General features: G+C 62.1%; 28 protein-coding genes, 1 tRNA gene and 1 pseudogene. 12 read left to right on the top strand and 18 right to left on the bottom strand.

Going from position 1 to position 26,565, the window contains the following annotated elements; all coding sequences use genetic code 11:
- Positions 1-5: 5 nt before the first annotated feature.
- From pstA to GKR99_12410, 4 genes are all read right to left on the bottom strand, one after another.
- Positions 6-1,769, bottom strand: a complete 1,764-nt coding sequence (pstA, locus tag GKR99_12425; protein ID NKB28307.1) for a phosphate ABC transporter permease PstA — start codon at positions 1,767-1,769, stop codon at positions 6-8.
- Positions 1,762-3,138: a phosphate ABC transporter permease subunit PstC gene (gene pstC / locus GKR99_12420; protein ID NKB28306.1), complete on the bottom strand. Its 1,377-nt coding sequence runs from the start codon at positions 3,136-3,138 to the stop codon at positions 1,762-1,764. Before pstC ends, pstA begins: the two co-directional genes overlap by 8 nt.
- Positions 3,139-3,199: 61 nt before the next feature.
- Positions 3,200-4,186, bottom strand: a complete 987-nt coding sequence (locus tag GKR99_12415) for a phosphate ABC transporter substrate-binding protein (GenBank protein NKB28305.1) — start codon at positions 4,184-4,186, stop codon at positions 3,200-3,202.
- A 133-nt stretch (positions 4,187-4,319) separates the two neighbouring features.
- Positions 4,320-5,387, bottom strand: a complete 1,068-nt coding sequence (locus tag GKR99_12410) for a two-component sensor histidine kinase (protein NKB28304.1) — start codon at positions 5,385-5,387, stop codon at positions 4,320-4,322.
- Positions 5,388-5,599: 212 nt separating this feature from the next.
- On the opposite strand from GKR99_12410, the gene GKR99_12405 reads away from it, so the two are divergent.
- Positions 5,600-6,001: a hypothetical protein gene (locus GKR99_12405; protein NKB28303.1), complete on the top strand. Its 402-nt coding sequence runs from the start codon at positions 5,600-5,602 to the stop codon at positions 5,999-6,001.
- A gap of 255 nt (positions 6,002-6,256) precedes the next feature.
- On the opposite strand, the pseudogene GKR99_12400 reads toward GKR99_12405, so the two are convergent.
- The 4 genes and pseudogenes from GKR99_12400 to GKR99_12385 all read right to left on the bottom strand — a co-directional run bounded on the left by GKR99_12400 (position 6,257) and on the right by GKR99_12385 (position 9,176).
- Positions 6,257-7,121: pseudogene (locus GKR99_12400) on the bottom strand (hypothetical protein).
- 3 nt (positions 7,122-7,124) lie between these two features.
- Positions 7,125-7,643: a gamma carbonic anhydrase family protein gene (locus tag GKR99_12395; GenBank protein NKB28302.1), complete on the bottom strand. Its 519-nt coding sequence runs from the start codon at positions 7,641-7,643 to the stop codon at positions 7,125-7,127.
- Entirely contained in the window at positions 7,640-8,278 is a 639-nt protein-coding gene (locus GKR99_12390) for a guanylate kinase (protein ID NKB28301.1), read from the bottom strand. The genes GKR99_12395 and GKR99_12390 overlap by 4 nt, the downstream gene beginning before the upstream one ends.
- A gap of 4 nt (positions 8,279-8,282) precedes the next feature.
- On the bottom strand, positions 8,283-9,176 hold the full coding sequence (locus GKR99_12385) for a YicC family protein (GenBank protein ID NKB28300.1): 894 nt from the start codon (positions 9,174-9,176) through the stop codon (positions 8,283-8,285).
- Between the two features lie 110 nt (positions 9,177-9,286).
- On the opposite strand from GKR99_12385, the gene GKR99_12380 reads away from it, so the two are divergent.
- Complete coding sequence (locus GKR99_12380) at positions 9,287-10,042, top strand: PAS domain-containing protein (GenBank protein NKB28299.1); 756 nt, start codon at positions 9,287-9,289, stop codon at positions 10,040-10,042.
- Between the two features lie 91 nt (positions 10,043-10,133).
- Here the strand turns inward: GKR99_12380 and GKR99_12375 are convergent, their stop codons facing one another.
- Positions 10,134-11,501 (bottom strand): 3-deoxy-7-phosphoheptulonate synthase class II, encoded by a 1,368-nt coding sequence (locus GKR99_12375; GenBank protein NKB28298.1) that lies wholly within the window; start codon positions 11,499-11,501, stop codon positions 10,134-10,136.
- Positions 11,502-11,578: 77 nt separating this feature from the next.
- On the opposite strand from GKR99_12375, the gene GKR99_12370 reads away from it, so the two are divergent.
- Complete coding sequence (locus tag GKR99_12370; GenBank protein ID NKB28297.1) at positions 11,579-12,655, top strand: helix-turn-helix domain-containing protein; 1,077 nt, start codon at positions 11,579-11,581, stop codon at positions 12,653-12,655.
- A gap of 13 nt (positions 12,656-12,668) precedes the next feature.
- Here the strand turns inward: GKR99_12370 and GKR99_12365 are convergent, their stop codons facing one another.
- A complete protein-coding gene (locus GKR99_12365) occupies positions 12,669-13,169 on the bottom strand; it encodes a hypothetical protein (GenBank protein NKB28296.1) in 501 nt (166 codons plus the stop codon).
- A 234-nt stretch (positions 13,170-13,403) separates the two neighbouring features.
- Between GKR99_12365 and GKR99_12360 the strand changes: the two genes are divergently transcribed.
- The 7 genes from GKR99_12360 to GKR99_12330 all read left to right on the top strand — a co-directional run bounded on the left by GKR99_12360 (position 13,404) and on the right by GKR99_12330 (position 18,824).
- Positions 13,404-14,183, top strand: coding sequence for an ATP-binding cassette domain-containing protein (locus GKR99_12360; protein NKB28295.1), 780 nt, complete (start codon positions 13,404-13,406; stop codon positions 14,181-14,183).
- Positions 14,180-14,581, top strand: coding sequence for a hypothetical protein (locus GKR99_12355; protein ID NKB28294.1), 402 nt, complete (start codon positions 14,180-14,182; stop codon positions 14,579-14,581). Before GKR99_12360 ends, GKR99_12355 begins: the two co-directional genes overlap by 4 nt.
- Positions 14,578-15,324: an ATP-binding cassette domain-containing protein gene (locus GKR99_12350; GenBank protein ID NKB28293.1), complete on the top strand. Its 747-nt coding sequence runs from the start codon at positions 14,578-14,580 to the stop codon at positions 15,322-15,324. Before GKR99_12355 ends, GKR99_12350 begins: the two co-directional genes overlap by 4 nt.
- Positions 15,325-15,407: 83 nt before the next feature.
- Positions 15,408-15,884, top strand: a complete 477-nt coding sequence (locus GKR99_12345; GenBank protein ID NKB28292.1) for a hypothetical protein — start codon at positions 15,408-15,410, stop codon at positions 15,882-15,884.
- Complete coding sequence (locus tag GKR99_12340) at positions 15,881-16,894, top strand: branched-chain amino acid ABC transporter permease (protein ID NKB28291.1); 1,014 nt, start codon at positions 15,881-15,883, stop codon at positions 16,892-16,894. Before GKR99_12345 ends, GKR99_12340 begins: the two co-directional genes overlap by 4 nt.
- The gene (locus tag GKR99_12335; protein ID NKB28290.1) at positions 16,891-18,198 is read left to right on the top strand and encodes a branched-chain amino acid ABC transporter permease; all 1,308 of its coding nucleotides are present in this window, start codon (positions 16,891-16,893) and stop codon (positions 18,196-18,198) included. Before GKR99_12340 ends, GKR99_12335 begins: the two co-directional genes overlap by 4 nt.
- The gene (locus tag GKR99_12330) at positions 18,195-18,824 is read left to right on the top strand and encodes an NTP transferase domain-containing protein (GenBank protein ID NKB28289.1); all 630 of its coding nucleotides are present in this window, start codon (positions 18,195-18,197) and stop codon (positions 18,822-18,824) included. The genes GKR99_12335 and GKR99_12330 overlap by 4 nt, the downstream gene beginning before the upstream one ends.
- Before the next feature lie 53 nt (positions 18,825-18,877).
- On the opposite strand, the gene GKR99_12325 is transcribed toward GKR99_12330, so the two are convergent.
- The 5 genes from GKR99_12325 to modA form a co-directional block, all read right to left on the bottom strand.
- Positions 18,878-19,666, bottom strand: a complete 789-nt coding sequence (locus GKR99_12325) for a hypothetical protein (GenBank protein ID NKB28288.1) — start codon at positions 19,664-19,666, stop codon at positions 18,878-18,880.
- Between the two features lie 65 nt (positions 19,667-19,731).
- Positions 19,732-19,902, bottom strand: coding sequence for a hypothetical protein (locus GKR99_12320; GenBank protein NKB28287.1), 171 nt, complete (start codon positions 19,900-19,902; stop codon positions 19,732-19,734).
- Positions 19,903-19,962: 60 nt separating this feature from the next.
- Positions 19,963-20,955 (bottom strand): ATP-binding cassette domain-containing protein, encoded by a 993-nt coding sequence (locus GKR99_12315; GenBank protein ID NKB28286.1) that lies wholly within the window; start codon positions 20,953-20,955, stop codon positions 19,963-19,965.
- Positions 20,948-21,613: a molybdate ABC transporter permease subunit gene (modB, locus tag GKR99_12310; protein NKB28285.1), complete on the bottom strand. Its 666-nt coding sequence runs from the start codon at positions 21,611-21,613 to the stop codon at positions 20,948-20,950. The genes GKR99_12315 and modB overlap by 8 nt, the downstream gene beginning before the upstream one ends.
- The gene (gene modA, locus GKR99_12305) at positions 21,610-22,473 is read right to left on the bottom strand and encodes a molybdate ABC transporter substrate-binding protein (protein NKB28284.1); all 864 of its coding nucleotides are present in this window, start codon (positions 22,471-22,473) and stop codon (positions 21,610-21,612) included. Before modA ends, modB begins: the two co-directional genes overlap by 4 nt.
- Here modA and GKR99_12300 point away from each other — a divergent pair.
- The gene (locus tag GKR99_12300; protein ID NKB28283.1) at positions 22,472-23,260 is read left to right on the top strand and encodes an inositol monophosphatase; all 789 of its coding nucleotides are present in this window, start codon (positions 22,472-22,474) and stop codon (positions 23,258-23,260) included. The genes modA and GKR99_12300 overlap by 2 nt on opposite strands.
- Before the next feature lie 23 nt (positions 23,261-23,283).
- Here the strand turns inward: GKR99_12300 and GKR99_12295 are convergent, their stop codons facing one another.
- From GKR99_12295 to GKR99_12285, 3 genes are all read right to left on the bottom strand, one after another.
- Complete coding sequence (locus GKR99_12295) at positions 23,284-24,309, bottom strand: substrate-binding domain-containing protein (GenBank protein NKB28282.1); 1,026 nt, start codon at positions 24,307-24,309, stop codon at positions 23,284-23,286.
- A 214-nt stretch (positions 24,310-24,523) separates the two neighbouring features.
- Positions 24,524-24,609: transfer RNA gene (locus GKR99_12290), tRNA-Leu, on the bottom strand.
- A 480-nt stretch (positions 24,610-25,089) separates the two neighbouring features.
- Entirely contained in the window at positions 25,090-25,896 is an 807-nt protein-coding gene (locus GKR99_12285) for a hypothetical protein (protein NKB28281.1), read from the bottom strand.
- Between the two features lie 84 nt (positions 25,897-25,980).
- Here GKR99_12285 and GKR99_12280 point away from each other — a divergent pair, with 84 nt between their 5' ends.
- Complete coding sequence (locus tag GKR99_12280) at positions 25,981-26,559, top strand: DedA family protein (GenBank protein ID NKB28280.1); 579 nt, start codon at positions 25,981-25,983, stop codon at positions 26,557-26,559.
- Positions 26,560-26,565: the final 6 nt, after the last annotated feature.

Below are 26,565 nucleotides of genomic sequence, written 5' to 3'. Positions count from 1 at the left end.
CTTTCTTACCAGCGCCGCTCGAACCGTTTGCGCAGGAAAACCGCCAGAGCGTTCATCACGATCAGGAAGACCAGCAGCACGCAGATCGCCAGCGCGGTTCGGGATTCAAACGCACGTTCGGGGAAGTCGGCCCAGCGGAACACCTGCACCGGCAGAACGGTGGCGTTATCGGTGACGCCGTCGGGCACGTCGACGATGAAGGCCACCATGCCGATCATGATCAACGGCGCGGTTTCGCCAAGCGCGCGCGCCATGCCGATGATCGCGCCGGTCAGGATGCCGGGCATCGACAGCGGCAGCACATGGTGAAACGCCACCTGCAGGCGCGAGGCACCGACCCCCAGGGCCGCTTCGCGGATCGATGGCGGCACGGCAGCGATTGACACGCGCGAGGCGATGATGATCGTCGGCAGGGTCATCAGCGCCAGCACAATCCCCCCCGCCATCGGGGCCGAGCGTGGCACACCGAAAAAGCCAATGATGACCGCCAGCCCAAGCAGGCCGAAGATGATCGACGGCACGGCGGCCAGATTGTTGATGTTCACCTCGATCAAAGCCGTCAGGCGGTTCTTGGGGGCAAATTCCTCAAGATAGATCGCGCTGAGGACGCCAATCGGGAACGCCAGCGCAAAGGTCACCAGCATGGTCCAGAACGATCCGACCGCCGCGCCCCAGATGCCGGCAAGTTCCGGTTCGCGGCTGTCTGATGCCGTGAAAAAGCGCGTGTTGAACACTGTTTCCAGTTCACCAGCATCGCGCAGATCCTCGGCCCAGACGATCTGAGTGTCGGTCAGTTTGCGGTTCGCCTCGGGCGTTTCGTTGATCAGCAGTGACCAGTCCGAAACTTCCCCGGTCGGTGCGACCAGGATATCCGCGCTCACGCGGTCGCGCGCAACTTCGGTCAGTTTGAACCAGCCACCACCGGCCCGGATCAGGGCCGAGGCGTTGTTTTCACCCAACGGTTCAGAGCCTTCGGTGCTGTCCGCGCGCGCCAGCAAGGCGTCCGCTTCGGCCAGCAGCCCGTCCCGCTTGGCGGTCCGCGCTTCAACCTGCTTGAGCGCGCGCGTCTTCGCGCCCTCATTCTCGGCAGCTTCAGCACGGTGCGCAAATTCTTCGACGCCGTTGTTTTGCAGGTTGGCCTGATGGCGCAGTTCGTCGGATTGCGTCCGCAGCGATGATCGCGCCTGCGCCAGAAGGCTTGCAAAATCATCGGCGTCCGAGGTCAGGACCGCCGTGTCATCGTCAACCGCAAGGCTGAGAGTTCCGTCCACCTGCCGGCTGTCCAGCCCGCCGAACGCCCCTTTGAGGTACAGGTCCAACGTGTCCGACGCCAGCATCCGAACCGGCAAGGTCTGCCCGATCATCGACGGGTTTGCCGCTGCCTGATCGGCCAGTTCAAAACTCGCCCCGACCGAGAGCAATTCGTTCAATGCCCGGCGTTCGGTGCGGCCCGTTGCATTGGGAAAGCGCGTGCGCAGGGCATCACGGGTCAGGCCATTGAAATCGGCGCGCCGGATGATGTTGGGGTCGCCCGTGCCATCCGGATCAATAACCTCGGCCGACAATTCGACGGGCAGCGTGACATAGGTTTCGCGCAATGCCTCACTGGCGCTGAGGACGACCGAGCCCATCAGCGCGATCAGCGACAGCCCGGCGAACACCAGCGCCGCGATCCCATAGGCGCGCAGGCGCAACTCGGCGCGGTGGCGGCGTTTCAGGCGGGCGGGATCGGACCCGGCAAACCCGTTGGAAGCGACAGCGTCAGTCATATTGTTCCCGATATTTGCGCACCACACGCTGCGCGATGATGTTCATGCCCAGCGTCATGCAGAACAGTGAAAAGCCAAGCGCGAATGCGGGACCAGCGGCCACCGTCGCTTCGGTATCGCCGGTGATCAGCATGACGATCTGCACGGTTACTGTTGTAACCGCCTCTAACGGGTTCACCGTCAGGTTCGCGCCCTGCCCGGCGGCCATGACGACGATCATCGTCTCACCCACCGCGCGGCTGATCCCCAGCAGAACCGCCGACACAATGCCGGGCAGCGCTGCGGGCAGCACCACCTGGCGCACAGTCTCGGCCTTTGTCGCGCCAAGCGCATAGGATCCGTCGCGCAGCGACTGGGGCACCGCGTTGATCACGTCGTCCGACAACGAACTGATGAACGGAATAATCATAATCCCCATCACGATCCCCGCCGCCAGCGCACTTTCCGAAGCAATGTCGATCCCTGTCGCTTCCCCGATCCGCCGCAGCCACGGGGCAACGGTGATGGCGGCGAAGAAGCCATAGACCACCGTTGGAATCCCGGCGAGGATTTCCAGCATCGGTTTCGCCGTCGCCCGCAATCGCGGTTCGGCAAAATCCGACAGGTAGATTGCCGAGAACAGCCCAACAGGCACCGCCACCAGCATTGCAATCAACGTGATCAGCAGGGTTCCGATAAACAGCGGCAGCGCGCCGACACGATCCGGGTCGATGACGCCATCATGAATGCCGGACAGCGGGGTCCAGTTTGCCCCGAACAGAAACTTGTCGATCCGCCAATCGAGGTTGGCGAAGAAGCCCAGCGTCTCGGAAATCAGGCTCAGCACGATGCCGATTGTGGTCACGATGGCCACTGCGGCAGCGGCCATCAGGACATAGGTGATCAGCCGTTCAGACCGGTTGCGCGCCCGGAACGGCTTGGCGATCTGGCGATAGATGTTCCATCCTGCGAGCATCGACAGAACCAGCGCCAATACAACTGTCGTGCGCACCCGGAGGGTTTCCTGGGCGACAACGGCGGCCGCAACCTCGGTGCGCAAATCACCGCTGCGGCTGGTGATCCCGCCTGATGCCAGGGCACGGGCATCCGACAACACTAACTCTCGTTCGATGGCGTTCAGCTCTGGCGCGCGGTCGCTGATCAACCCGGCAAGGGTCGCATTTTCAACCGCAACCCACAGCGTGATCCCCAGGATCAGCACCCCCCATCCGGCGATCAACACCCACATCGCGGCCAACGATCCGTGCTGCGAGGGGCGCGAATGCAACTGCGCGGGCGTGTCGCCGCCAATCATCACGGCGCGGCGCCGACTGACCAGAAATGCCAGCGCTGCAATGGCGAACACGGCAAGGAACGTGGTGGCGATCATGGTTGGCTATCCAAACAAGGGTCAGCGGGGCCAGACGTGGCCCCGCCGGTTCATTCTGGTCTTACTTCAGATCATCAAGGCTCAGCGGGCTCAGCCCCTCGACTGCTGCCTTGATCGCGTCGTGCTGATCTTCCGGTGCCGGGATCAGGCCAAAATCGACCAGATACCCGTCCTCGCCGGTGGCGGCGTCCGAAAGAAACTCGGTCGCGTATTCCTGGATGCCCGGCACAACGTCCACATGGGCGTTCTTGATATAGAAGAACAGCGAACGCGACACCGGATAGGCCCCGTCGGCGATATTGTCGAACGTCGGCTCGACCCCGTCAACAATCGCCCCTTTCAGGGCGTCAGCGTTCTGATCAAGGAACGAAAAGCCGAAGACGCCAAGCGCACCGGGGTTCGCCTCCAGCTTGCTGACGATAAGGTTGTCATTCTCACCCGCATCAACCCAGACACCGTCCTGCCGGATCGAGATCCCCTCGCATTCAATGAACGCGCCTTCGCAGCCTTCGTGCATCACCAATTCTTCGAAGGCGTCGCGCGTGCCAGATGACGGTGGCGGACCCAGAACTTCGATCTTCACCGGCGGCAGGCCGGGATCAACCTCGTCCCAGGTCATCGGCTTGTCGCCCTGTTCGGCCAGCGCCAAAACCAGCATCTCGCGCGTCAGTTCGAAGGTTTCACCATCTTTCGCGTTTGCAACGACAATCCCGTCAAAGCCGATCATCGCCTCGGTGACTTCGGTGACGCCATTGTCCATGCACAGCTTCAGCTCGCTTTCCTTGATGCGGCGCGACGAATTGGTGATGTCGGGGTGTTGGGTGCCGACACCGGCACAAAACAGCTTGAGGCCCCCGCCCGACCCGGTGCTTTCCACAACCGGCGTCGCGAAATCGGTCGAGCGCCCGAATTGTTCGGCCACAGCGGTCGAGAACGGGAATACGGTCGATGATCCGACGATGCGGATTTCATCGCGTGACTGGGCAAAGGCACCCGTCGCTGCGACAGCAAGGCTCAGCGCGGTTACGGTCAGTTTGGTGAATGTCATCACAAGTCTCCTGAATTCGGTTCAGGTGCGAAGCAGTCCGCACCCTGCGGCCTGCCTATGCCCGGTTGGCAATGGTTTTGTGACGCTTGTGTAACAGCCGCATGACAGGCGACAACGGACGCGTGAAAATCCGCTAACGCGCTGGCAGTATTATGGAAAATCTGCTGCCTTCACCCGGCGTACTGGCAACCCCTAACCGGCCGCGATGGCGATTCACGATGTGTTTTGCGATGGCCAGCCCCAGCCCCGTGCCACCCACTGCGCGAGAGCGATGCGAATCGACGCGATAAAACCGCTCCGTCAATCGCGCCAGATGATGCGCCTCGATCCCCTCACCCTGATCGGTCACGTCGACCCGCTGAACCGGGCATTGCAAACGCGGGTCACTGTCACTGACAGACAAAGTGACCGAGATCACCCCGCCGTTCCGACCGTTCTTCGCCCCGTTTTTCGCCACGTCCTTGCGCCCGTATTTGATCGCGTTCTCGATCAGGTTCGACAGCACCTGCGCCAGTTGATCGGCGTCGCCGGGGATATCGTCCAACCCGCGCTGTTCTTGGATTTCGATTGTCACCCCATACCCGTCGGCCACCGGGGTCATGGCCTGCACGGATGTGGCAACCAAAGCCCCCAACGGGACCCGTCCGTCCGGGCGGCGACGTTCGTCCCGCTCAACCCGGCTAAGGGACAGCAGATCCTGCGTCAGCCGATCCATTCGCCCCGCCTCACGGGCCATGATCTCCAAGAACGTGTCGCGCGCCGTCGGATCGTTCCGCGCCGGTCCCTGCAGCGTTTCGATGAACCCCAGCAAAGCGGTCAGCGGTGTCTTTAATTCATGGCTGACATTGGCCACAAATTCCCGGCGCATGGTATCGGCATCAGCTTGCGAGGTTTCGTCAAGAAAGCTGACGATTACGACTTCGTCCGACAGCGCCGCCTTGCTGATCATTGCGCGCCATTGCATTTCGACGCCATGATCACTGCTGACGAAGGGGGCTTCTTGCCCGCCCGCGCCTGATTGCGCCGCCTCGATCGCCACGATGATTGCGGGCTGGCGCAGGGCCGTTGCAAAGTGCCGCCCCGTCATGTCATTGCCCAGAAGATCAGCGGCCCGCGTGTTCGCCGCACAGATCCGCCCCGACGGATCAATGGCCAGAACCGGGATCGGCAATGCCGCCAGAGTCGCCCTTAGATCATTCATCCTGCCGCTCTTCCCGTCCGGGGCTACCGCCGACCGCTGCGAAACTTTCATCACATATTGTGGCTATTGTTAACCAAATCCTTGCCACGTCGATGTCACAGTTCAAGCTTAGAACGGATTGCGAAACGGATCGCGCATCCTATTATTGCATTGGTCGGTAAGAGTTCGTGTCGGCGTTGTGTTTTACGCCCCCAGTTAAGGGACTGCTGCTAATGGCCGAAGGGCTGAACAATCGGGCACACCTTCGGGTAGTTGCGTCCACCGACCAGAAGCCGAATGTGCTGGCCGTCGGCGACGTCGACGCATGGCGCGAAGGCGGCAATGCTCTGCCCACCGGCAACCGTATGGCCTTTGTCGAGTTCGTCGAAATTTCGCGCGAACTGATTGAGACGATGGAGCCTGAATTGGTCGCTTCGCCCTTATTGGCAAAGGGATTCGACTGCATCGACCTGGCCCAGGCCCTGTACATGAGCGGGTTTCGCGGACAATTCCGGGCGATGGCACGCGTGCTTCCAGATCCGGCGATCGTGCGCAATGAAATCCGCACCATGTGTCCCGGACTGGACTTCGACATCCTTGAAATGCCGACAGAACAAAAGCTGCGCGCGATCTGAATTGCAACTGTGCCAAGGGGCTTTATATGCGCCAGCCCGTCGGCGTGCAGAGGTTCTGACATCAATGCTGCGCGAATCCCCCCGGATAGAGTGTGGTTAATGATTCGCTGCCGTTTGGCCTTTTTGCCGCTAACGTCACGCTGAATTATGGCGATATCGCCACATTTTCCGCCGATCGAACGGCGGTTTTCCGCTGAATTCTCAGATAGTTTCGCGGCATGGCTAAGACAAGGGATGACGCGGGCGGTCGGGCCATCATTCCCGAACCAAGGCCGCTGCCGCAACGGCATCGCGGAACCGCGCGATCAGCGCTTCAGCATCTTCGCACCCCACAGAAACGCGGAAGAACCCCTCGCCCATTCCCAGTGCCGCACGTTCCTCAGCCGTCATCTTGCGGTGTGAGGATGTGGCCGCATGGCTAAGCGTTGTGCCGATGTCCCCAAGGGTCGGGGCAAAATTGATCCCCTCGGCCGCACGCACCAAGGCATTCGCCGCCGCCCTGCCCCCGGCAACCTCGAAACTGACCATATACGACCCGCGCCCGCCCAACATCGCGATGGCCCGGTTGTGGTCCGGGTGGTCGCGCCGCGTCGGATAGAGCACCCGCGTCACGCCACGCATCCCGGTCAATTCATCGGCCAGCAGCGCCGCCGTCGCCTCGGCCCGGTCATATCGCAGCTCAAAGCTCATCAACCCGCGCTCGGCCAGCCAGCAATCAAACGGGCTGGGTGACAGGCCCCAGGTCGTCGCGGCGTCATACAGACGTTCGCGCAACGCCATCGCGCGCGGCGACATAACCCAGCATCGCATCCGAATGCCCGGCCAGCAGCTTGGTGACCGAGTGGATGACGATATCCGCGCCGTGATCAAACGGCCGAAACGCGCGCGGCGTGGGAAAGGTATTGTCGATGGCCAGAAGCAGCCCGTTTTCGCGGCACAGTGCCGCGATGCCGGCAATATCGGCCACGCGCAGCGTCGGGTTCGACACCGTCTCGACCAGGATCATCCGGGATTCAGGCCGGATCGCCATCGCGACCGAGGGTTGCAGCGGCGTCACGACCGGGCGGCTGGAGCTTTGTGGCCATGCGGGTCGACGTGTAAGTTCCGGTTTATCTGTCATGGGTTACCCGACCACCTTCATGCCATCCCTGAACCGCGCGGATTTGTCCTGATACCCTTTGGCAGACGACAGGTTCATCGCGGAGTAATCAAAGCTGCGCACCACCTTGCCCGGTGCGCCCAGCACCAGTGAATTTGGTGGAACCTCGGTCCCTTCGGTCACCAACGCCCCCGCCCCGATCAGAGAGCCCGCGCCAATCACCGCGCCATTCATCACCGTCGCGCCCATGCCGACCAGCACCAGATCGCCCAGCGTACAGCCATGCAGGATCACCCCGTGACCGACCGTGCAATTCGCCCCGATGGTCAGCGGAAATCCCGGGTCGGTGTGAAAGATGCACCCCTCCTGAACGTTCGATCCCGGCCCCACCACGATGGGTTCGTTGTCGCCGCGCAGGGTTGAACCGAACCATATGGATGCCCCGGCATGAACACGCACATTGCCGATGACATTCGCATCCGGCGCAATCCAGGTATTGCCTTCAATATGCGGTGTAACCCCTTCAAAAGAATAGAGTGTCACTGCCGATCCTCAAATTCCGCCTGCAACGCGCGGACATGATCGACCAGCCCCGGCTGCTGGCTGCGGCGCATGCGTTCGCTGGTGACAATGTTGATCAGGCGCGCCTCGGTCGCGGCCAGATCATCGTTCACCAACACATAATCATAGGCGTCCCAATGGCTGATCTCGTCCCAGCTTTTTAGCATCCGCCGTTCGATGGTTTCTGCGGTGTCCTGCCCGCGCGATTCCAGCCGGTTTTTCAGTTCCGAGATTGAGGGCGGCAGCAGAAAAATCGACAGCACGTGTTTGTTCAGATCCGAGCCGTTGATCTGCTGTGCACCCTGCCAGTCGATGTCGAACAACACGTCCTGCCCGTCATTGATCGCCGCTTCAACTGGCGCTTTAGGAGAGCCATAGAAGTTACCGAAAACATGAGCATATTCCAGCATCTCACCATCATTCACCATGCCTTTGAACGCAGATTCATCGACAAAGTGGTAATCTGTGCCGTCAACCTCACCCGCGCGCGCCGCGCGGGTCGTAGCACTTACGGAGAACCGGATCGTGGCATCCCAGTTGCGCAACCGCCGCGCCAGTGTGGATTTTCCCGCGCCAGAGGGCGAAGAAAGGATGATCAGAAGGCCGCGTCGGTCCATGGGGTCACTCCAGGTTCTGCACCTGCTCGCGCATCTGGTCTATGACCCACTTCAGGTCAAGCCCGGTGGCGGTTAGCGCGGCGGATTGTGCCTTGGAACACAGGGTGTTTGCCTCTCGATTGAACTCCTGAATCAGGAAGTCCAGCTTGCGCCCAACCGGCCCCTGCCCGCCCAGCAGATCGCGCCCGGCAGTAACATGGGCCCGAAGGCGGTCGATTTCTTCGGTGATGTCGGATTTTACGGCCAGAAGGGCGATTTCCTGCGTCAGACGGGCTTCATCCAGACCATCGGCGGCCTCCATCACCCGCGCCACATTGGCGCGCAGCCGGTCGGCCGCAGATTCGGTGCGTTCAGCCGCCTGCTTCGCGGCCTGTTTCACCAGTGTTTCAACCGAAGCCAACTGTCCGTCCAGCACCCCGACCAGGGCTGCACCTTCGCTGGCGCGGGCTGCGTTAAACGCCGACAGCAAGTCCGGCAGGGCCGCCAAAAGCGCGGATTTTAGTGCCGGCACATCGCCGTCACGTTCGCCGCCAACCTCCTGCACGCCGCGCAGCGCCAGAATATCGGCGGCGGTGGCGGGCTTCAGGGTCATGCCCCGGTCCATGGCGGCGGTTTCTACCGCCTCAATCTGGCGCAATGCACGGTCCAGCCCGTCGGGCGAAATCGCCGCATCGTCGCTGCCGACCTCTCTCGTGACCCGAAGGCTCAGGCTGACAGAGCCGCGCGCAATCGCCTTCTGCAACGTGCTACGCAGCGCCGGTTCCAGCCCTTCGATCCAGTCCGGAATGCGCAGCCGCAGATCAAGGCCGCGCCCGTTGACGGACCGCAGTTCCCAACTCCAATGCCAATCGTCCTGTTGCCCTGTTGCGGCGGCAAAACCGGTCATCGAATGCGTCATGCCATTAACCTTCGTTTCCTTTTTGGCGGACGCAGGGCGCCGGTCGTGGTATTAACGTTTGAGTAATCTTTCTGCGGCAATCGTTAACAGACCGTTTCCAGCGTCACAACGTGCCCCGGATGCAGTGGGTGAAGGTGTCGAATGGGCAACATGTTGCGGGAAGTTTTTGCCAGCGCGCGGGTGACGAGATGAGCGATCCACAGATGTCAGGGCGTGCGCCCATCAAGATGGTCGAGGCTTATTGGGAAGGTCTGCGCAATGGCCGCCTGATGCCCAACCGGGGCGAGGTTCTGGCCCGTGGTCTGGGTGCGGCCATGGACAACGCGTTCATTCTGGAACGTCTGATCAACGGGTTCGCCCGCCTGCGTGTTGCGGGCATGCGTCTGAATGATCTCAAAGGCATGGAAACCCGCAGCATGCCAATCTCGGCGTTTTTCGACAAACGCGATTACGTCAGCCTGTCAGAATCGCTCGAAGCGGTCTTCGCAGAACCCGCCATCGTACATCTGACATTGCACGCCCCGACCACGTCCGAGGCACCGGCCCTGCACGGCGCAATGGTACTGATGCCGCTGCGCAGTGATCTGGGGGATGTGACGCGGGCACTTGGCTGTCTGGTGTTTGACGGAATGATCGGCAAGCCGCCGCGTGATTTTCGCATTGTGGCCGAAGAACGCCGGACCCTTACCGGATTTGCCGATACATCCGCCGCACCAATTGCCGTGCCCCGCCGCGACACCCCGCCCGCCGTATCCGGATTTGCCGAAGACAGCGCGCCCTTCGCACCCAGATCGCCGACCCCGCCCCGCAGGGCCGGGCGGCCGCATCTGCGGCTTGTGGTATCGGACGATGACAAGGCCGACTGAAACGCCGGTGGGCCGCGCCAGACGGCGCAGGCCCGCTTTATTGCGACGCGCGCGTCGTCAGCCCGGACCGGAGTGCGACCACGAACCGACGTCAGACCGCTTCGGCACGGCGCGGCGTGCGGCGCTCTGACAGCGCTTCAGCCACCAGAAACGCCAGTTCCAGCGATTGCGAGGCGTTCAGACGCGGATCGCAGGCGGTGTGATAACGATCCGACAGATCTTCATCCGTCACAGCGCGCACGCCTCCGGTGCATTCGGTCACGTCCTGGCCCGTCATCTCGAAATGCACACCGCCGGGGATGCTGCCTTCGGCGTTGTGGATCTCGAAAAATTCGCGCACCTCGCGCAGGACCGACTCGAACGGGCGGGTCTTGTACCCAGTCGAGGATTTGATCGTGTTGCCGTGCATCGGATCGCAGGACCACAGGACGTTGAAGCCTTCTTCTTCGACCGCGCGGATCAGTTTGGGCAGGTGGTCGCCCACGCTGCCTGCGCCAAAGCGGTTGATCAGGGTGATCCGGCCCGCCTCATTCTCGGGGTTGAGGATCGAGATCAGCGATTTCAGGTCATCGGTGCTGATCGAGGGGCCGCATTTGAAGCCGATGGGGTTCTGCACACCGCGCGCGAATTCGACATGCGCACCGTCCGGCTGCCGCGTCCGATCGCCGATCCAGATCATGTGCCCGGACCCGGCCAGCCACTTGCCGGTGGTGGAATCCACGCGGGCCAGCGCCTCTTCGTATTCCAGCAACAGCGCTTCGTGGCTGGTGTAGAAATCGACGGTCGACAGTTCATGCGTGGTTTCCGCCGTCATGCCAGCAGCGGAAATGAAATCCAGCGTGTCCTGAATGCGGTTTGCGATGTCGCGGTATTTCTCGGCCTCGTCGCGGTCGGTAAACCCAAGCGTCCAGGAATGCACGTGATGCACATCCGCGTAACCGCCGGTCGAAAACGCCCGGATCAGGTTCAGCGAGGCGGCAGCCTGGGTATAGGCCTGCAACATTTTCGCCGGGTTCGGGATCCGCGCTTCGGCGGTGAAGGGCAGATCGTTGATGATGTCACCGCGGAACGAGGGCAGCTCCACACCATCCACAACCTCGGTCGGCGCACTTCGCGGCTTGGCGAATTGTCCGGCGACCCGGCCAACCTTCACCACGGGCACTTTGGCCCCGTAGGTCAGCACCATGGCCATTTGAAGCATGACTTTAAACGTGTCGCGTAAATTATCGGCCGAGAACTCGGAAAAGCTTTCGGCGCAATCGCCACCTTGCAGCAAAAACGCCTCGCCACGCGACGCTTTGGCCAGATCGGATTTCAGGCGGCGCGCCTCACCCGCGAAGACCAGCGGAGGGTATTTGCCAAGCTGCGCCTCGACCGCATTCAGGGCCGCGGCGTCGGTATACTCGGGCATCTGAACCCTGGGCTTGCTGCGCCATCCGGTTTTCTGCCACTCGGCCATATCGTCTCTCCGTGCTTCAGGGGTCAAAATCGACCGATGCGTTATAACGCCGGATGCTGCGGTTGCAAATGTGCAAAATGCGTCAGCATGCCTTGTTAAAGGTTCCGAATCCTGTTTCGGTTCCGTGCGGAAAATTGCGCAGCAGGTGCCCGGTGAACGACAAGCTGGAAACAACGGTCGAAGTTGACGAGGCCAAACAGCGCCGGTTTGTCTTTGTGTTGCTGGATAATTTCACCCTGCTTTGCTTTTCCGCCGCCATCGAAAGCCTGCGGATCGCCAATCGGATGTCCGGCCAACAATTGTATTCCTGGAGCATCATGGCCGAGGATGGCGATGTCGTGCGCTGCTCTGCCGGTACCGCGTTTCATCCCGACAGTGACCTGCTGGAAACCGGGCGCGATGACACGATCCTGATCTGCGGCGGCATTGATGTCGCCCGCGCGACGACAAAACGCGTGATCGGCTGGTTGCGCCGCGAAGCCCGGCGCGGCCCTGTGATTGGCGGCCTGTGCACCGCCGGGTTCACGCTGGCCAAGGCGGGGCTTCTGGATGGCAAGAAGGCGACCATTCACTGGGAAAATCAGGACAGTTTTGTCGAGGAATTCGAGGATGTTACCCTGACCAAATCGGTCTTCGTCGTCGACGGCAACCGGATCACCACGGCAGGCGGCACCAGTTCCATCGACCTGATGCTGAAGCTGATCGCCGATGACCACGGTGAGCCCCTGGCCGGGGCAGTGGCCGATCAGTTGATCTATTCCTCGATCCGAACCGATCAGGACACACAGCGGTTAAGCGTACCAACCCGCATCGGTGTGCGGCACCCAAAACTCAGCACCGTGATCCAGATCATGGAAAACAACATTGAAGAACCGATCAGCCCGTCGATACTGGCCAAAGACGTCTCGATGAGCACGCGCCAGCTGGAGCGTCTGTTCCGGCGTTACCTCAACCGGTCACCGAAGCGGTATTACATGGAGCTCAGGCTGCAAAAGGCGCGCAATCTGCTGATGCAGACGGATATGTCGGTGATCAATGTCGCGCTTGCCTGCGGTTTTGCCAGCCCTTCGCATTTCTCAAAATGCTACCGGGCGCATTACAACACGACCCCTTACCGCGAAAGAGGCGCGCAGGCTGCGCGCCTCTCGGTTTGAATAAAAGCGGCGTTTACGACCCGCTTTTCAGGTTCAGCCGACGCGGCGGCGTAACGCTGTTGGGCTTGACCCGCATCCGGTAGCGCTTGCAGTTGTCACGCTCATTGCTTTCAGCGACATGATCGCCCGCATCAACACAGACCGTGAAGATGTAGTTGCCCGAATCCCAGGTCAGCCCGGCGTAGAACGGGAAGGTGTGCGACTTCTTGCTGTTTCCCGGAACCGGTCCGAACTTGATGACCGCCTTGTTCGGATAGGCGGGGTTTTCGTAAGGCGCGATCTGGGCGGGCGTCGGATCGGCACAACCGCCGCCGCCGACTTTCTGACAATGAACCGTGGCAAGGGATCGCCCGGCATCGCCGCCACCGACGTTCTTGACCGTGACCTTGCCGGTCTTGGTGCTGAATGCGGGCTTCAGGTTGGGCTGCCCGGCGGCCTGGGCAAGGGGTGCCATGGCGGTCAGGGCCGTCGCGGCAATCGCCAGCGTCATTGTGATGGATTTCAGGGTCGTCATGATTGGTCGCTCCGATGTGTATCTGGTTTTGATGTGCATGCGTCGTGACACCAGCGGCCAGGGTTCAAAAAAAACGCCGGACTTCGCGCGATTGTGTCGCCAAGGGCGGGTGTTTTTCGCGATACCATGGCAACACAGCGTGCCGGATGGCTGTAAAATAGCACAAAACGCGCGCTCAGTCGTTGCGCCGCGCGCGGATATTTTGCACATGATGATAAAAGGGGGAGCGGCCGCATGATCGAAGTCCATGACATTCACAAGCACTTTGGCGGCTTTCACGCCGTCGATGGCGCGACGCTGACGATTGATCAGGGCTCGATCACCGGGCTGATCGGGCCCAATGGCGCAGGCAAGACCACCCTGTTCAACGTGATCGCCGGGAACCTGCCCCCCACGAGTGGGCGGGTGACGATGGATGGCGAAGATATCACCGGCCTGCCGCCACACACGCTGTTCCAAAAGGGCCTGCTGCGCACGTTCCAGATCGCGCATGAATTCGGCTCGATGACGGTGCGCGAAAACCTGATGATGGTGCCGGGTGATCAGTCGGGTGAGCATATTTTGAATTCGTGGCTGCGGCGCGGCCAGATTGCCGAAGAAGAACGCGCGCTGGCCAAAAAAGCGGACGAAGTGCTGGAGTTTCTGACCATCTCGCACCTCGCCGATGAACGCGCTGGTAACCTAAGCGGCGGGCAGAAGAAGCTGCTGGAACTGGGCCGCACCATGATGGTCGACGCCAAGATCGTGTTTCTGGATGAGGTTGGCGCGGGTGTGAACCGCACCCTGCTCAACACCATCGGCGACGCGATCATCCGGCTCAACAAGGAACGCGGCTATACCTTCGTTGTGATCGAGCATGACATGGATTTCATCGGCCGCCTGTGCGACCCGGTGATCTGCATGGCCGAGGGCAAGGTGCTGGCCGAAGGCACGCTGGACGAAATCAAGGCCAACGAACACGTGATCGAGGCCTATCTGGGCACCGGCCTGAAGAACAAGGAGGCAGTTGCATGAGGCTGGCCGCTGCCCCCCTCCTTCTGGCGCTTGCCGGGCCGGGGTTTGCGCAGGACGCGCCGCTGATGACCTGTCAGATGGTGGATGCACAACGCAACCTCGTAACGTTTGACGTAACCTCGACAGGTGGCCTGTCGCTGGTTCTGAAATTCCTCGAATCCGGCCAGGTTTTCACAGCCATGGTCGAAACCGGCCATGCCGAGATGCCCGGCGCCGTGGCGATCATCAGCAACCCCAGCCCCACCGGCGAAGTGCTGATCGGGCAGCTGCGCCTCGATGGGGCGCTGGGGATGATCTATGCCAATCCGACAGATGCCAACCGCACACGCTATCTGGGCAATTGCGATGGGTATCAGGCGGCGTTTGCGTTGTGGAATGAAACCTTGGGTGAAGAATGAATAACACGGCGCAACCGGTTGAGAATGCATCGACCGAGCCTTTTTTGATCGGGGATCAGATGACCGGCGGCTATGGCACCGGGGCGGATATCCTGCATGACTGCACGGTGGCCGTGAACCCCGGAGAGATTGCCGTGATCGTCGGCCCGAACGGGGCTGGCAAGTCGACCGCGATGAAGGCGGTGTTCGGGATGCTGAACCTGCGGCAAGGCGCGGTGCGGATCGGGGGTGAGGATATCACCCATCTGACCCCGCAGGCACGTGTCGCCAAGGGCATGGCCTTCGTGCCGCAGACCAGCAACATCTTCACCTCGCTGACGGTGGAAGAGAACCTGGAAATGGGCGCCTTCCTGCGCCGCGACGATATCCGCAAGACGATCGAGCAGGTCTATGACCTGTTCCCGATCCTGCGCGACAAACGCCGTCAGGCGGCTGGAGAGCTGTCCGGTGGGCAGCGCCAACAGGTCGCCGTGGGTCGCGCCCTGATGACCCAGCCGCAGGTTCTGATGCTGGACGAACCGACCGCCGGGGTCAGCCCGATTGTCATGGATGAGCTCTTTGACAGGATTATCGAGGTTGCGCGCACCGGAATCTCGATCCTGATGGTGGAACAGAACGCGCGCCAGGCGCTGGCAATTGCCGACAAAGGTTATGTGCTGGTGCAGGGTAGCAACGCGTTTACCGACACCGGCAAGGCGCTGCTGGCCAATGACGAAGTCCGGCGGAGTTTCCTAGGCGGATGAGGATCTCGCACGCTCTTTTCGCCCGGAATCAAGCCCGAAGGGCGCCGGGTGAGCGCCTGTCTGCCCCCCGGGCAGGCGCTTTCGTGAGCGGTCTCATCCTTGAGAGGTCAGAGTTATTGCTACTCTATAAATTGCCTGTCACCTATGTCCCGCTGCCTACCCCCGGTCGGGCGCTCGCCCGGCTCATGCTACTCCTCGCCCTTCTCCCCACCGCAACCCTCGCCGAGGGTCGCGACGATCCGTTCCTGCGCTGCGCTTTTGAGCAAGGCCGCCAGGTCATCCTGTCCGAGCGTGGCGATGATTTTGTCTGGACCGAAGACGGCAAGGGCACCGTTGCCGCCTTCCTGCGCCGTGCCGACGGCGACCCGCTGGCGACGCTTTATACCTATCTGCCTGATCGCGGGCCGCAGACCCTAACGCTCGACCTCGACGCGATGGCGGCTGCCGGTGGCAACCTGCCCCCGGTCGGCACCGCGATGATCGTAACCCCTGCCCTCGACAGTTCCGGGCGCCTGACACCAATCGTCCAGTACGGGCGCTGTGTGGAGTTCATTGGATGACAGACTTTCTGAATGCCCTGGTCGTGCTGGGGAATTTCGTGATCGTGCCGGGGATCGCTTATGGCAGCCAGCTGGCGCTGGGCGCGCTGGGGGTGACGCTGATCTATGGCATCCTCAGATTCTCGAACTTCGCGCATGGCGACACGATGGCCTTCGGGGCGATGTCGACAATCCTTGTGACCTGGGCGCTTCAGGGTGCGGGCGTGTCCTTCGGACCGCTGCCCACGGCCCTGCTGGCCCTGCCCTTCGGTATCGCGATGACGATGCTGCTACTGCTGTTCACCGACCGAACCATCTATCGCTTTTACCGCGCGCAGAAGGCCGCGCCAGTGATCCTTGTGATCGTCTCGATGGGTGTGATGTTCATAATGAACGGCCTCGTCCGCTTCGTGATCGGCCCCGATGATCAGAACTTCCTGGACGGCGAGCGCTTCATCATCAGCGCGCGCGAGTTCAAAGCGATGACGGGCCTGGCCGAGGGGTTGTCCATCAAAACCACCCAAGGCATCACGCTGGTCACCGCAGTGTTCGTAGTCATCGCCCTGTTCTGGTTCCTGAACCGCACCCGCACCGGCAAATCGATGCGGGCGTTTTCGGACAACGAAGATCTGGCCCTGTTGAGTGGTATCAACCCCGAACGGGTCGTGATGATCACCTGGATGCTTGTTGCGACACTGGCGACGATTGCGGGCGTGCTCTACGGCCTCGATAAATCTTTCAAGCCTTTCACCTATTTCCAGCTTCTGCTGCCGATCTTCGCCTCGGCTATTGTCGGCGGACTGGGCAACCCGTTGGGCGCGATTGCCGGGGGGTTCATCATCGCTTTTGCCGAAGTGACGGTGACCTATCCGCTGAAAAAGGTGCTTGGCTATCTGCTGCCGGACTCGCTGGCGCCCGACAGCCTGGTTCAGCTGCTGTCCACCGACTATAAATTCGCGGTCAGTTTCGTGCTGCTGATCATTGTGCTGCTGTTCCGGCCGACCGGACTGTTCAAGGGGCAAGCTGTATGAGCGGGCGTATTCATCCAGTCATCCTGTTCGGGATTGTCGCCGGTCTGATGATCGCCACCGGCTTTATCCAAAGCTGGAACACGGCCCTGCTGATCCTGAACTTCGGCCTGATCTCGGCAATCATGGCGCTGGGGGTGAATATCCAGTGGGGATACGCCGGGCTGTTCAACGTCGGGGTCATGGGGTTTGTGGCCCTTGGCGGGTTGGGCGCGGTGCTGGTGTCGATGCCCCCCACGAATGAGGCTTGGGCCGCAGGCGGTGTTCGCGTCATCATCGGTCTGCTGGCCGGGGCGGCAACCATTGCGCTGGCCGCGTTCACCCAGAAACGGCTGACAGGCCGCGCCCGCGTGTTTGCGATCCTTGCGGTGCTGGTCGGTGGTTTCATCGTCTATCGCGCCATCTTTGACCCCGCGGTCGAGGCGATCGAAGACGTCAACCCGGCGGCGACCGGATACCTCGGCGGGCTGGGCTTGCCGATTATCGTCGCCTGGCCCATCGGCGGGCTGCTGGCGGCAGGGGCCGCGTGGATCATCGGCAAGACGGCTTTGGGGCTACGCTCGGACTACCTCGCCATTGCGACGCTGGGCATTGCCGAGATCATCATCGCCGTACTGAAGAACGAAGATTGGCTGAGCCGGGGCGTCAAGAACGTCATCGGCATGCCGCGCCCCTATCCGGTGCCATATGAAGTTGATCTGCAAAAATCCGAAAGCTTCCTGGCCCTCGCGCAGGACTGGGGCCTTGATCCGATCACGGCCTCGTCGATCACCGTCAAGCTGGGGTATTCGCTGCTGTTCACGGTCGTTCTGCTGGCGCTGATCTGGCTGACGCAGGCGGCGCTGAACTCTCCCTGGGGGCGGATGATGCGGGCGATCCGCGATAATGAGGTTTCGGCCGAGGCGATGGGCAAGGACGTCACCGCGCGCCATTTGCAGGTATTTATCCTGGGCTCCGCGATTTGCGGGTTGGCGGGGGCGATGATGACCTCGCTCGATGGTCAGCTGACGCCGGGGGCCTATCAGCCGCTGCGATTTACCTTCCTGGTCTGGGTCATGGTGATTGTCGGCGGGTCCGGCAACAACTGGGGCGCGGTGCTGGGCGGTTTCCTGATCTGGTTCCTCTGGGTGCAGGTCGAACCCATCGGGCTGACCGTGATGAGCGGGATAACCAGCCTGTTGCCCGAAGGATCCGCGCTGGGCGAACGCCTTATCGAAAGTGCGGCGCATATGCGGCTGCTGACGATGGGTGTGATCCTGCTGGTCGTTCTGCGCTTCAGCCCGCGCGGTCTGATCCCCGAAAAATGACCGGCGCGCCGGGAAAGGTCTTTATCCTGATCCCGGCGGCGGGCGCCTCGACCCGAATGCGTGGGCGCGACAAGCTGCTTGAAGACATTGACGGAGCGGCGCTGTTGGCGCGTCAGGCGCGTGTCGCCTTGTCGGCGGGCGCATGCGTGGGCGTCACCTATGATCCAGCGGGTTCACCCAGGCGGATGGAGGTGCTGGCGAAACTGGCGGATCCGCGCCTGATGACCATTCCGGTCCCTGATGCCGCCAGCGGCATGTCCGCCTCGCTGGCGCGGGGAACTGCGGCGGCGATGACACTTGGAGATGGGGCCGCACTGACCGGGATCATGGTGCTGCCTGCGGATATGCCCCTGATTGACGGGGCGGATATCGGCGCAGTCATCCAGGCATTCTTGCGCGCGCCGGGCCGTATTGCGCGGGGCATGGGCGCAGATGGCAGCCCCGGACATCCGGTGATTTTCCCGCGCCTCTGCTTTGATGGCCTGAGAACCCTTGTCGGGGATACCGGCGCGCGCGCGTTGTTGCAGGGCGAAGACATAACCCCCGTCCCCTTGCCGGGCGCGCACGCAACGCTGGACCTCGACACGCCCGAGGCATGGGAGGCATGGCGCGCCGGTCGTGGCTGAGTGCGCGGCGTTGGTTGAGAAGCCGAGGCCTTGGACCCGCGCAGAGCGTCCGCTTACAGCAGCGTCGCAGCCTCTGACGCGTTGAGGGTTGGCAGCGACATGACAAATGCGGCCTGACCGGCTGCAAACTGCAGGCGCGGACAGGTCGCCAGCAAATCGCGGCGCTGGTCATCACACAGGCCGTTCAGCTGCGGATCTATGGGGCTAAAGCTGTCCACCCAGATGCCGCCGATGTTCAAAACCTCACGCGCGGCGCGCATCAGATGGACCATTGGCTGATCGGCAACAAGGGCGCGGTCCACGCCGTCCAGATGCAGCAGATTGCGCGCAGCAACCAGAATGCGCCGGTGGCCCAGCAGCGCTTCGCACTGCGGGCAATCTATCAGCAACTTCTGATCCGGTGCCACGACCACGGGCCGGGTTGGTCGGTCATTGCCAAGGGCATTGCCCACGATGCGAACCGGTGTTGCGTCGTCGCCCGGCTGTGTTGCGGGACTGGCGCGCATGCTGGTCCAGACCAGCGGCTGCAACCCATTGTCCAGCGTCTGCACCAGATCACCGGGCTTCAGTTCACGCGCCGGTCGCGCGCCTTTGTCTGTTTCGACAAGCGTGGCGTCCGCGACGCTGGAAAACTCCACAAAGCGGCGCAGGCCAAGCACGTTGACACCCGGAATGGCCCGGATCGGAACAACCTGAGTCTGTGGCGCCCCGACGGACCCGACGTTGCGCGCAATCGGTTCGAAGGATCGGTCAATTTCAGGATGTTCGGCAAGTGGCGCGCCAGACTGCGAAGACCCTTGCGGGTGTTCCAAATGGGCGTCGGCTTGGGCGTCGGCGGACATGCGTGAATTCCAATACTCGTTAAACCTGCAACTGCACGCACATCGCGCAACATCTTGTGGGTCTATTAGCCCACTGCGACCAAACCGTGAAATAAAAATGGACCAACCACGGCAAAAAGTGGAAAAATCGATAAAAATTCAATCCAAATTTGTACCAATTTGATGCGCATCGCCTTCGGGCGGGTAACAAATGCATCGGCAAGTGACGTGAACGTCACGCTGATTCGCGCGGGCATCTTGCGGCGCTGAAGGCGCTACAGCAAAATCATGACGCATTCGCGCGCCTCAACAGGGTATCAATCGCCCGCCCGAAGCCAGAATTTTCGCACCGACAGCCACCGGCGATCACCCGGCGCGGGTGGCGCTGTTTTCAGCATTCCTCTGACCGGTACGGTCACCATCTGCCCGCCTGCATGCAGCGTGATCTGGTCGGGGGAGACCTCGTCGACCGTAGCGCAAATGCTGAACTTGGCCGAGCTTCTGCCCGGATCACGCTCGGAAACGAACAGGTCGTCGGGCGCAACAGCCAGGGCGACAGGTGCGTTCGCATCCGTGCCCGGCGGGGCCGGGATTTCAACGTCGCCCAGTTGCAGAATGACCCGGTCATCGCGCGCCTTTGCCTGCGCTGTCAGCACCACGGGCGCGGCCTGCCAACCCGTGCTGCCGCCACCGGCAAACGCCAGGGTGCGATCGGCCAACGCCGACACTTCGGACCGGGAATGGCTGACGTAAATCGCAGGGATCGCCAGCGCGCGAACAGCCTCGGCAATTACCCGCAGGGTTGTGTCACGCAGATCGGCGTCCAACCCGCTGAGCGGTTCATCCAACAACAGCAGCCTTGGCGCCGCCGACAGGGCGCGCGCCACCGCGACCCGGCGCGCCTCTCCTCCCGACAGCCGGTCAATCCGGCGACCCAACAGCGGCGTGATCTGAAGTGCTTCGGCCACGCGGGCAACCTGATCAGAAGCAACACCGCGCCGCCGCGCCCCAAAGGCAAGGTTGCCCGCAACGTCCAGATGCGGAAACAGCCGCGCATCCTGAAAGACCACGCCGACCCGCCGGGCGTGGGCGGGACGATGGGTCGTCGCGTCCTGCCAGACCTCGCCCGCAAAACGCAGGGCTCCGGTGGCCCCCGGTTCAAGCCCGGCAAGGACGCGCAGGAAGGTGGTTTTGCCGCTTCCCGATGGCCCCATCACGGCAGTGATCCCCTGCAACGGCACCTGTTCGCGCAGGGCAAACCGGAAATCCGGCAGGTCCAACGCCACGTCGATGTCCAGCACCCTATCCAAGCCGCCCTGCCCCGCGCCGGTTCAGCGCATAGACCCCGATCAGCACGATCAGCGAGAATACCAGCAGCCCCAGCGACAACCGATGCGCCGTCGCCCAGTCCAAAGTCTCGACCGCGGTAAACACCTCGATTGAAACGGTGCGCGTGCGCCCCGGAATATTGCCGCCCACCATCAGAACGACGCCGAATTCGCCGATCGTGTGGGCAAAACTCAGCACAGCTGCCGTCAGCACGCCACGCCGCGACAGCGGTAAGACCACGTTTCGGAACACGTCACCGCGCGTTGCGCCCAGCGTCGCCGCAGCCTCGGTCATCTGCCGGTCAACGGATTGAAACGCCGCCTGCATCGGCTGCACGGCGAACGGCAGGGAATAGATCACAGACGCGACCACCAGCCCCGCGAAGGAAAATGCCAGCGTGCTGCCGGTCACCTGAACCCAGGCCGCCCCCAACGGAGTGTCCGGGGACATCAGCACCAGCAGATAGAACCCCAGCACGGTCGGCGGCAGCACCAGCGGCAACGCGGTCACCGCCTCGACAACCGGGCGCAGACGATTGCGGGTTGTGGCCAGCCACCAGGCCAGCGGCATCGACAGGATCAGCAGCAACACGGTCGTCACCGCGGCAAGTTGCAGCGTCAGGAAGATTGCGCCGCTCATCGCCCGTCCGCCGGTAGGTGATAGCCTGCGGCCTCGATAACTTTGGCGGCGTCAGGTCCGACGATCCAGTCAAAAAAGGCCCGCGCCCCAACCGTATCGCGCAGCAAGGCGGCCGATTGCAGCAGAACTGCGCCACTGTCCGGCGCCTCAACAAATGCAAATCGGGGGTCTTGGTCCAGCGCGTCGCGCACCTGCGCCAGCGCAAGAAGGCCGTATTCCACATTCCCGGTCGCCAGAAAGGCTGCCACCTGCCCGACGCTGTCACCGGTGATCAGCGCGGTCGGTGTCAGCGCCTGGGCCTGCAACGCCGCCATCGCCGCCGCGCCGTATGGGGCAAGATCGGGGTTCGCCAACGCCAGCGGGGCGTTGGACGCGTCGGCCAACGCTGCGGCCCAGGTGTCCGGCATGCCGACCGGCCCGGCCAGCACCAGCCGCCCGACGGCATAGGGGCCGACCTGGACCGCCCTGCCCGATGCCAGCAGCGCCTGAGGCCGCGCGGTATCTGCGGACAGGAACACGTCAAACGGCGCACCCGCGTCGATCTGCGCGGCCAGCCGCCCGGTCGAACCGCCGACCAACAGCAATCGGTGCGCCGAAGTGCCCTCGAACTGCTGCGCCAACGCCTTGGCCGTGGTCAGGAAATTGGCGGCAACGGCCACCGTAACCTCGGCCGCGTCGGCGGCGCGCAGCGGAAGGGCCAGCAGATGGCATAGAAGGATCAGGCGGCCTAGCATGGGCGCGTATCGAACGCTGCAACGCGGCGAATTGCAAGCCGTCCCAGGCATCTGGCAACGGGAATTTGACTGTCGGCAAAAAGGATGCGTCTGTGTCACGGAATACCGCCAGGAAAGATGCCACATGTCCGACCCAATCACCGAACGGCTGAACGTTGCCAAGGATATCTGCCAGCGCAGCGGCGAAACGGCACTCGCCTATTTTCGCGCCCTGGGTGAGCTTACGATAGAGCGCAAAGGCCATCAGGATCTGGTGTCCGAGGCGGATCGGAATGTCGAGCTGGAGATCCGCGCCGCCCTTGCCGCCGCCTTTCCAGGTGACACCATCGTGGGCGAAGAACACGCGCCGACGCCGGGCACGTCGGGATACACCTGGGTCATTGACCCGATTGACGGCACCGCCAACTTTGTGGCCGGAATTCCGGTCTGGACCGTGGTTCTTGCCTGCGTGCATCAGGGCCGAACTGAGGTTGGCGTTGTCCATGACCCTGTCCATGCCGAGATGTTCTGGGCAAAGCGCGGCGGCGGCGCCTTCTGCAACGCCGCACCCCTGCGGGTCGCCACATCCGAAGGGTTTCACGACGGGACCATTGGCGTGGGCTATTCAGGGCGGTCCAAACCCGGTGCCATCCACGCATTGATCCGCGAAATTGATGCGCGCGGCGGGTTGTTCTATCGCAACGCATCGGGGGCCGCATCCCTGGCCATGGTGGCCGCCGGGCGGCTGCTGGCCTATGCCGAAGATCACATGAACGCCTGGGATTACCTGGCAGGGCAACTTCTGGTGCACGAGGCGGGCGGCCGTGTCGAAGAACAGGACGCCGACGCTGCAATCGTCAACGGCGGACGCGTCATCGCCGCCACCCCGGTGATCTGGGACGAGTTGCTGGGTATCTGCGACGCCGCATTCTGAGCGCCCGTCAGGCGTCAGCCGCCCTACACGCCCGAACCTGGCTCCCCCGGCCCCGATATCGGGCGCAACGTGCCACGTTCAATCAGGCGGCACTGGAACAGTTGCGATTTGGGGGCCTGATCCGGGTCTTCAATCATTGCAACGATCAATTCGATACTGGTTTTGATAATCTGTTCGACCGGCTGAAAAATCGTTGTCAGGTTGATGTTTTCCCAGCCCGCCATTTCCATATCGTTCAGACCGATCAACCCGATGTCGCCCGGAACACTCAGCCCGGCACTTTCAATCGCACTCATCGCGCCGATGGCCAGCACATCGTCGCCGCAAAAATAAGCCTCGGCGGGGCCTTCCGCGACCAGGCGGGTCATCTCGGCGCGACCGGCGCGGAAGGAATAGGCCTCCGCATAGCTGATCGAGACGTCGACACCCGGCGCGTTGCGCAATACCTCCATGAACCCTTCGGCACGGTCTTGGGTCGAGGTTGCATCCTTCGGCCCCCCCATCAGGCCGATCCGCCGGTAACCGCGATCCAGAAGCGCCTGCGCGGCCAACTGCCCGCCCTGCCGGTTGTCGATCCCGACCACATGCACCTGCGGCGCATCCGTATAGCGACCGAACGAATGCACAATCGGCGCGTCGGACTTGCGAAACGCCTCGGCAAAGGCCGGTGGCAGGGTCGAGGACGCAAGCACCACCCCATCGACCGAATATTGCTGCAACATCTGTGCCGATTTTTCCGGTTCGGTTGAACTCGACAGGTTCACCAGCAGCGGCCGCAAACCGCGATCCTGCAACGACCGGGTGAACAGGTCGAAAACCTCCAGGAAGATCGGGTTGTGAAAGTTGTCACTGACCAATCCGATCAGCTTGGTGCGCCGGGTCGTCAGGCTGCTTGCCAGAAAGTTGGGCCGATACCCCAGGCTGCTTGCAGCACGCTCGACCTTGGAACGTGTCTTGGTGGAAACCGACGCGCCCTCGGTAAAGGTGCGTGACACTGCCGAGCGCGAAACGCCCGCCTTTTCGGCCACATCCTTCAACGTTACTGCCACCTGGCCCTACCCGTGATTGCCGGGGCGCCAATGATGCGCCGATGCGGTATGCTACGCGCTGCGCGGGCACAGGTGCAACCGGTTGCACAGGGTAAGGAGCTTTCCGCCCACAATGCCCGGCCCGGTTTTGCGTTGAATCGCCAGTTCGGCGGAGCGACGGCTGCCCATCGCAAGGCTTTGAGGGTCGTCGTCGCATTTCTTCGTTATACGACTTTGGTGCCCGAGGAGAGACTCGAACTCTCACGATGTTGCCATCGGGGGATTTTGAATCCCCTGCGTCTACCATTCCGCCACTCGGGCGCACCGGCGCCGGGTCTATCGCTGTGTTTCTGGCGCGTCAACGGCATCTGTTCGCAACCATTGCATGTGTGATCCGCAGCTCTTTCCCGTCTGAATATGTGCCAGTGGCGTGACACCGCGAAAAAGCTGGAAACGATACCTTGCGTGATGACCCAACGTCCGGTTAACAACCGTTAACGAATTGGAATGGAATATACATCATGAAGAAAACCTACACCAAACCCGCCGCGATCAAAGCGCAGAATCTTTCGGCATTGACGGCCGACAAAATCTCGATCCGCAGACGTATCCCGACCTGAACGGTCGGTCACACGGCATCTTTTTGATGCTGCGTTGCTGATACAGACCGAAGGTTCCGGCGCACCACAAAAGCCAACCACATGAAGAAAGCCCGCCTGACTCTAGGCGGGCCTTTTTTTGGCCAATCGGCCACCGACCTCAGCCCGCGAAGGTGTCGCAATCGCGCATCTGGCCGCTGACTTAGCCGGTCTTGAACCACCGCATACGCTGTTGCGAGGTTCCATGCGTAAACGTATGCGGCTGCACCGTGCGCCCGGCATTGCGCTGCAGCGTGTCGTCGCCAATCTGGCGGGCGGCATTCACCGCCTCTGCAATGTCGCCGGGTTCGATGGACCCGAAGGTGCGTTCTGCCTGGCGCGCCCAGATCCCGGCATAGCAATCGGCCTGCAACTCTACCCGGACCGAAATCGCATTGCTTTCGCGCTCGCTGACCTGCTGGCGCCGCGCATTCGCCTGCCCCAGCGTGCCGACAACATTCTGCACGTGGTGCGCAACCTCGTGGGCGACAACATAGGCGGCGGCGAAATCGCCCTTTGCGCCCAGCCGTTGTTCCATCGTGGTGAAAAAATCGGTATCCAAATAGATCTGATTATCGCCGGGGCAGTAAAACGGCCCTGACGCGGCCGAGGCCCCACCGCACGCACTTTGGGTCGCGCCTTTGAACAGAACCAGCTTTGGCTCCACATAGTCGCCATCGGCCTGCTGGCGAAAGACCTCGCGCCAGATCTCCTCCGTATCGGCCAGCGTGACCGAAACAAATTGGGCCGCGCGTTCGTCAGCTTCGGTCACCTCAACCGGCTGGCCGTTGCCCTGCCCACCACCGATCGCGCCGTCCTGCAACAAAGGCGTCACGTCGATGCCAAGGAAATACCCGACCGCAACGATGGCCAGAACGCCGATCACCGGCAACCCCGCCGCGCGCCCCGCGCCACCGGCACGCCGTCTGTCTACAATATTCCGGCTTCCACGCCGCCCTCGCCATTTCATCGCATTACACCCCTTACTGTTCGCCCGCGCCTTGACCTTGTCCCGGCACCTGCGCATTGAGGCATAAATCGAGGGGCAAGGGCAATGATCCGCAGGCTTTATGATCGCACAATGGCGCTGGCTGACGGCCCGCATGCACTGTGGGCGCTGGCGATTGTGGCGTTCGTGGAAAGCAGCGTCTTTCCGATTCCGCCAGACGTGCTGATGATCCCGATGATCCTGGCGCGGCCCTCACGGGCCTGGCTGATCGCGCTGGTGGCGCTGGTCGCCTCGGTTCTGGGGGGGCTGCTTGGCTATGCCATTGGCGCGCTGGCGTTCGAGGGGATTGGCCAGCCGATACTAGAGGCATTGGGCAAGGGCCACGCGGCCGAGGAATTCAACGCCACCTTCAACGAATGGGGCGCATGGGCGGTGCTGATCGCTGGTGTCACGCCGTTCCCCTATAAGGTCATCACCATCATGTCGGGCTGGACCGGCCTGTCGATCCCGGTGTTCATTGTCGCCAGCATCGTCGCCCGGGGGTTGCGCTTCTTCGTGGTCGCCGCCTTGCTGTGGAAATTCGGCGCACCCATTCGTGATCTGATCGAACGCCGCCTGGGCCTGTTCTTCACCGCCTTCGTGGCGCTATTATTGGGCGGATTTCTGGTGCTGAGGTTCCTCTGAGGTGTT

The organism is Paracoccaceae bacterium, assembly GCA_012103375.1.
In the GTDB taxonomy this organism is placed as follows: domain Bacteria; phylum Pseudomonadota; class Alphaproteobacteria; order Rhodobacterales; family Rhodobacteraceae; genus WLWX01.
The sequence above is the reverse complement of the archived record's forward strand: the minus strand, read 5'-3'. Positions and strand labels throughout refer to the sequence as shown.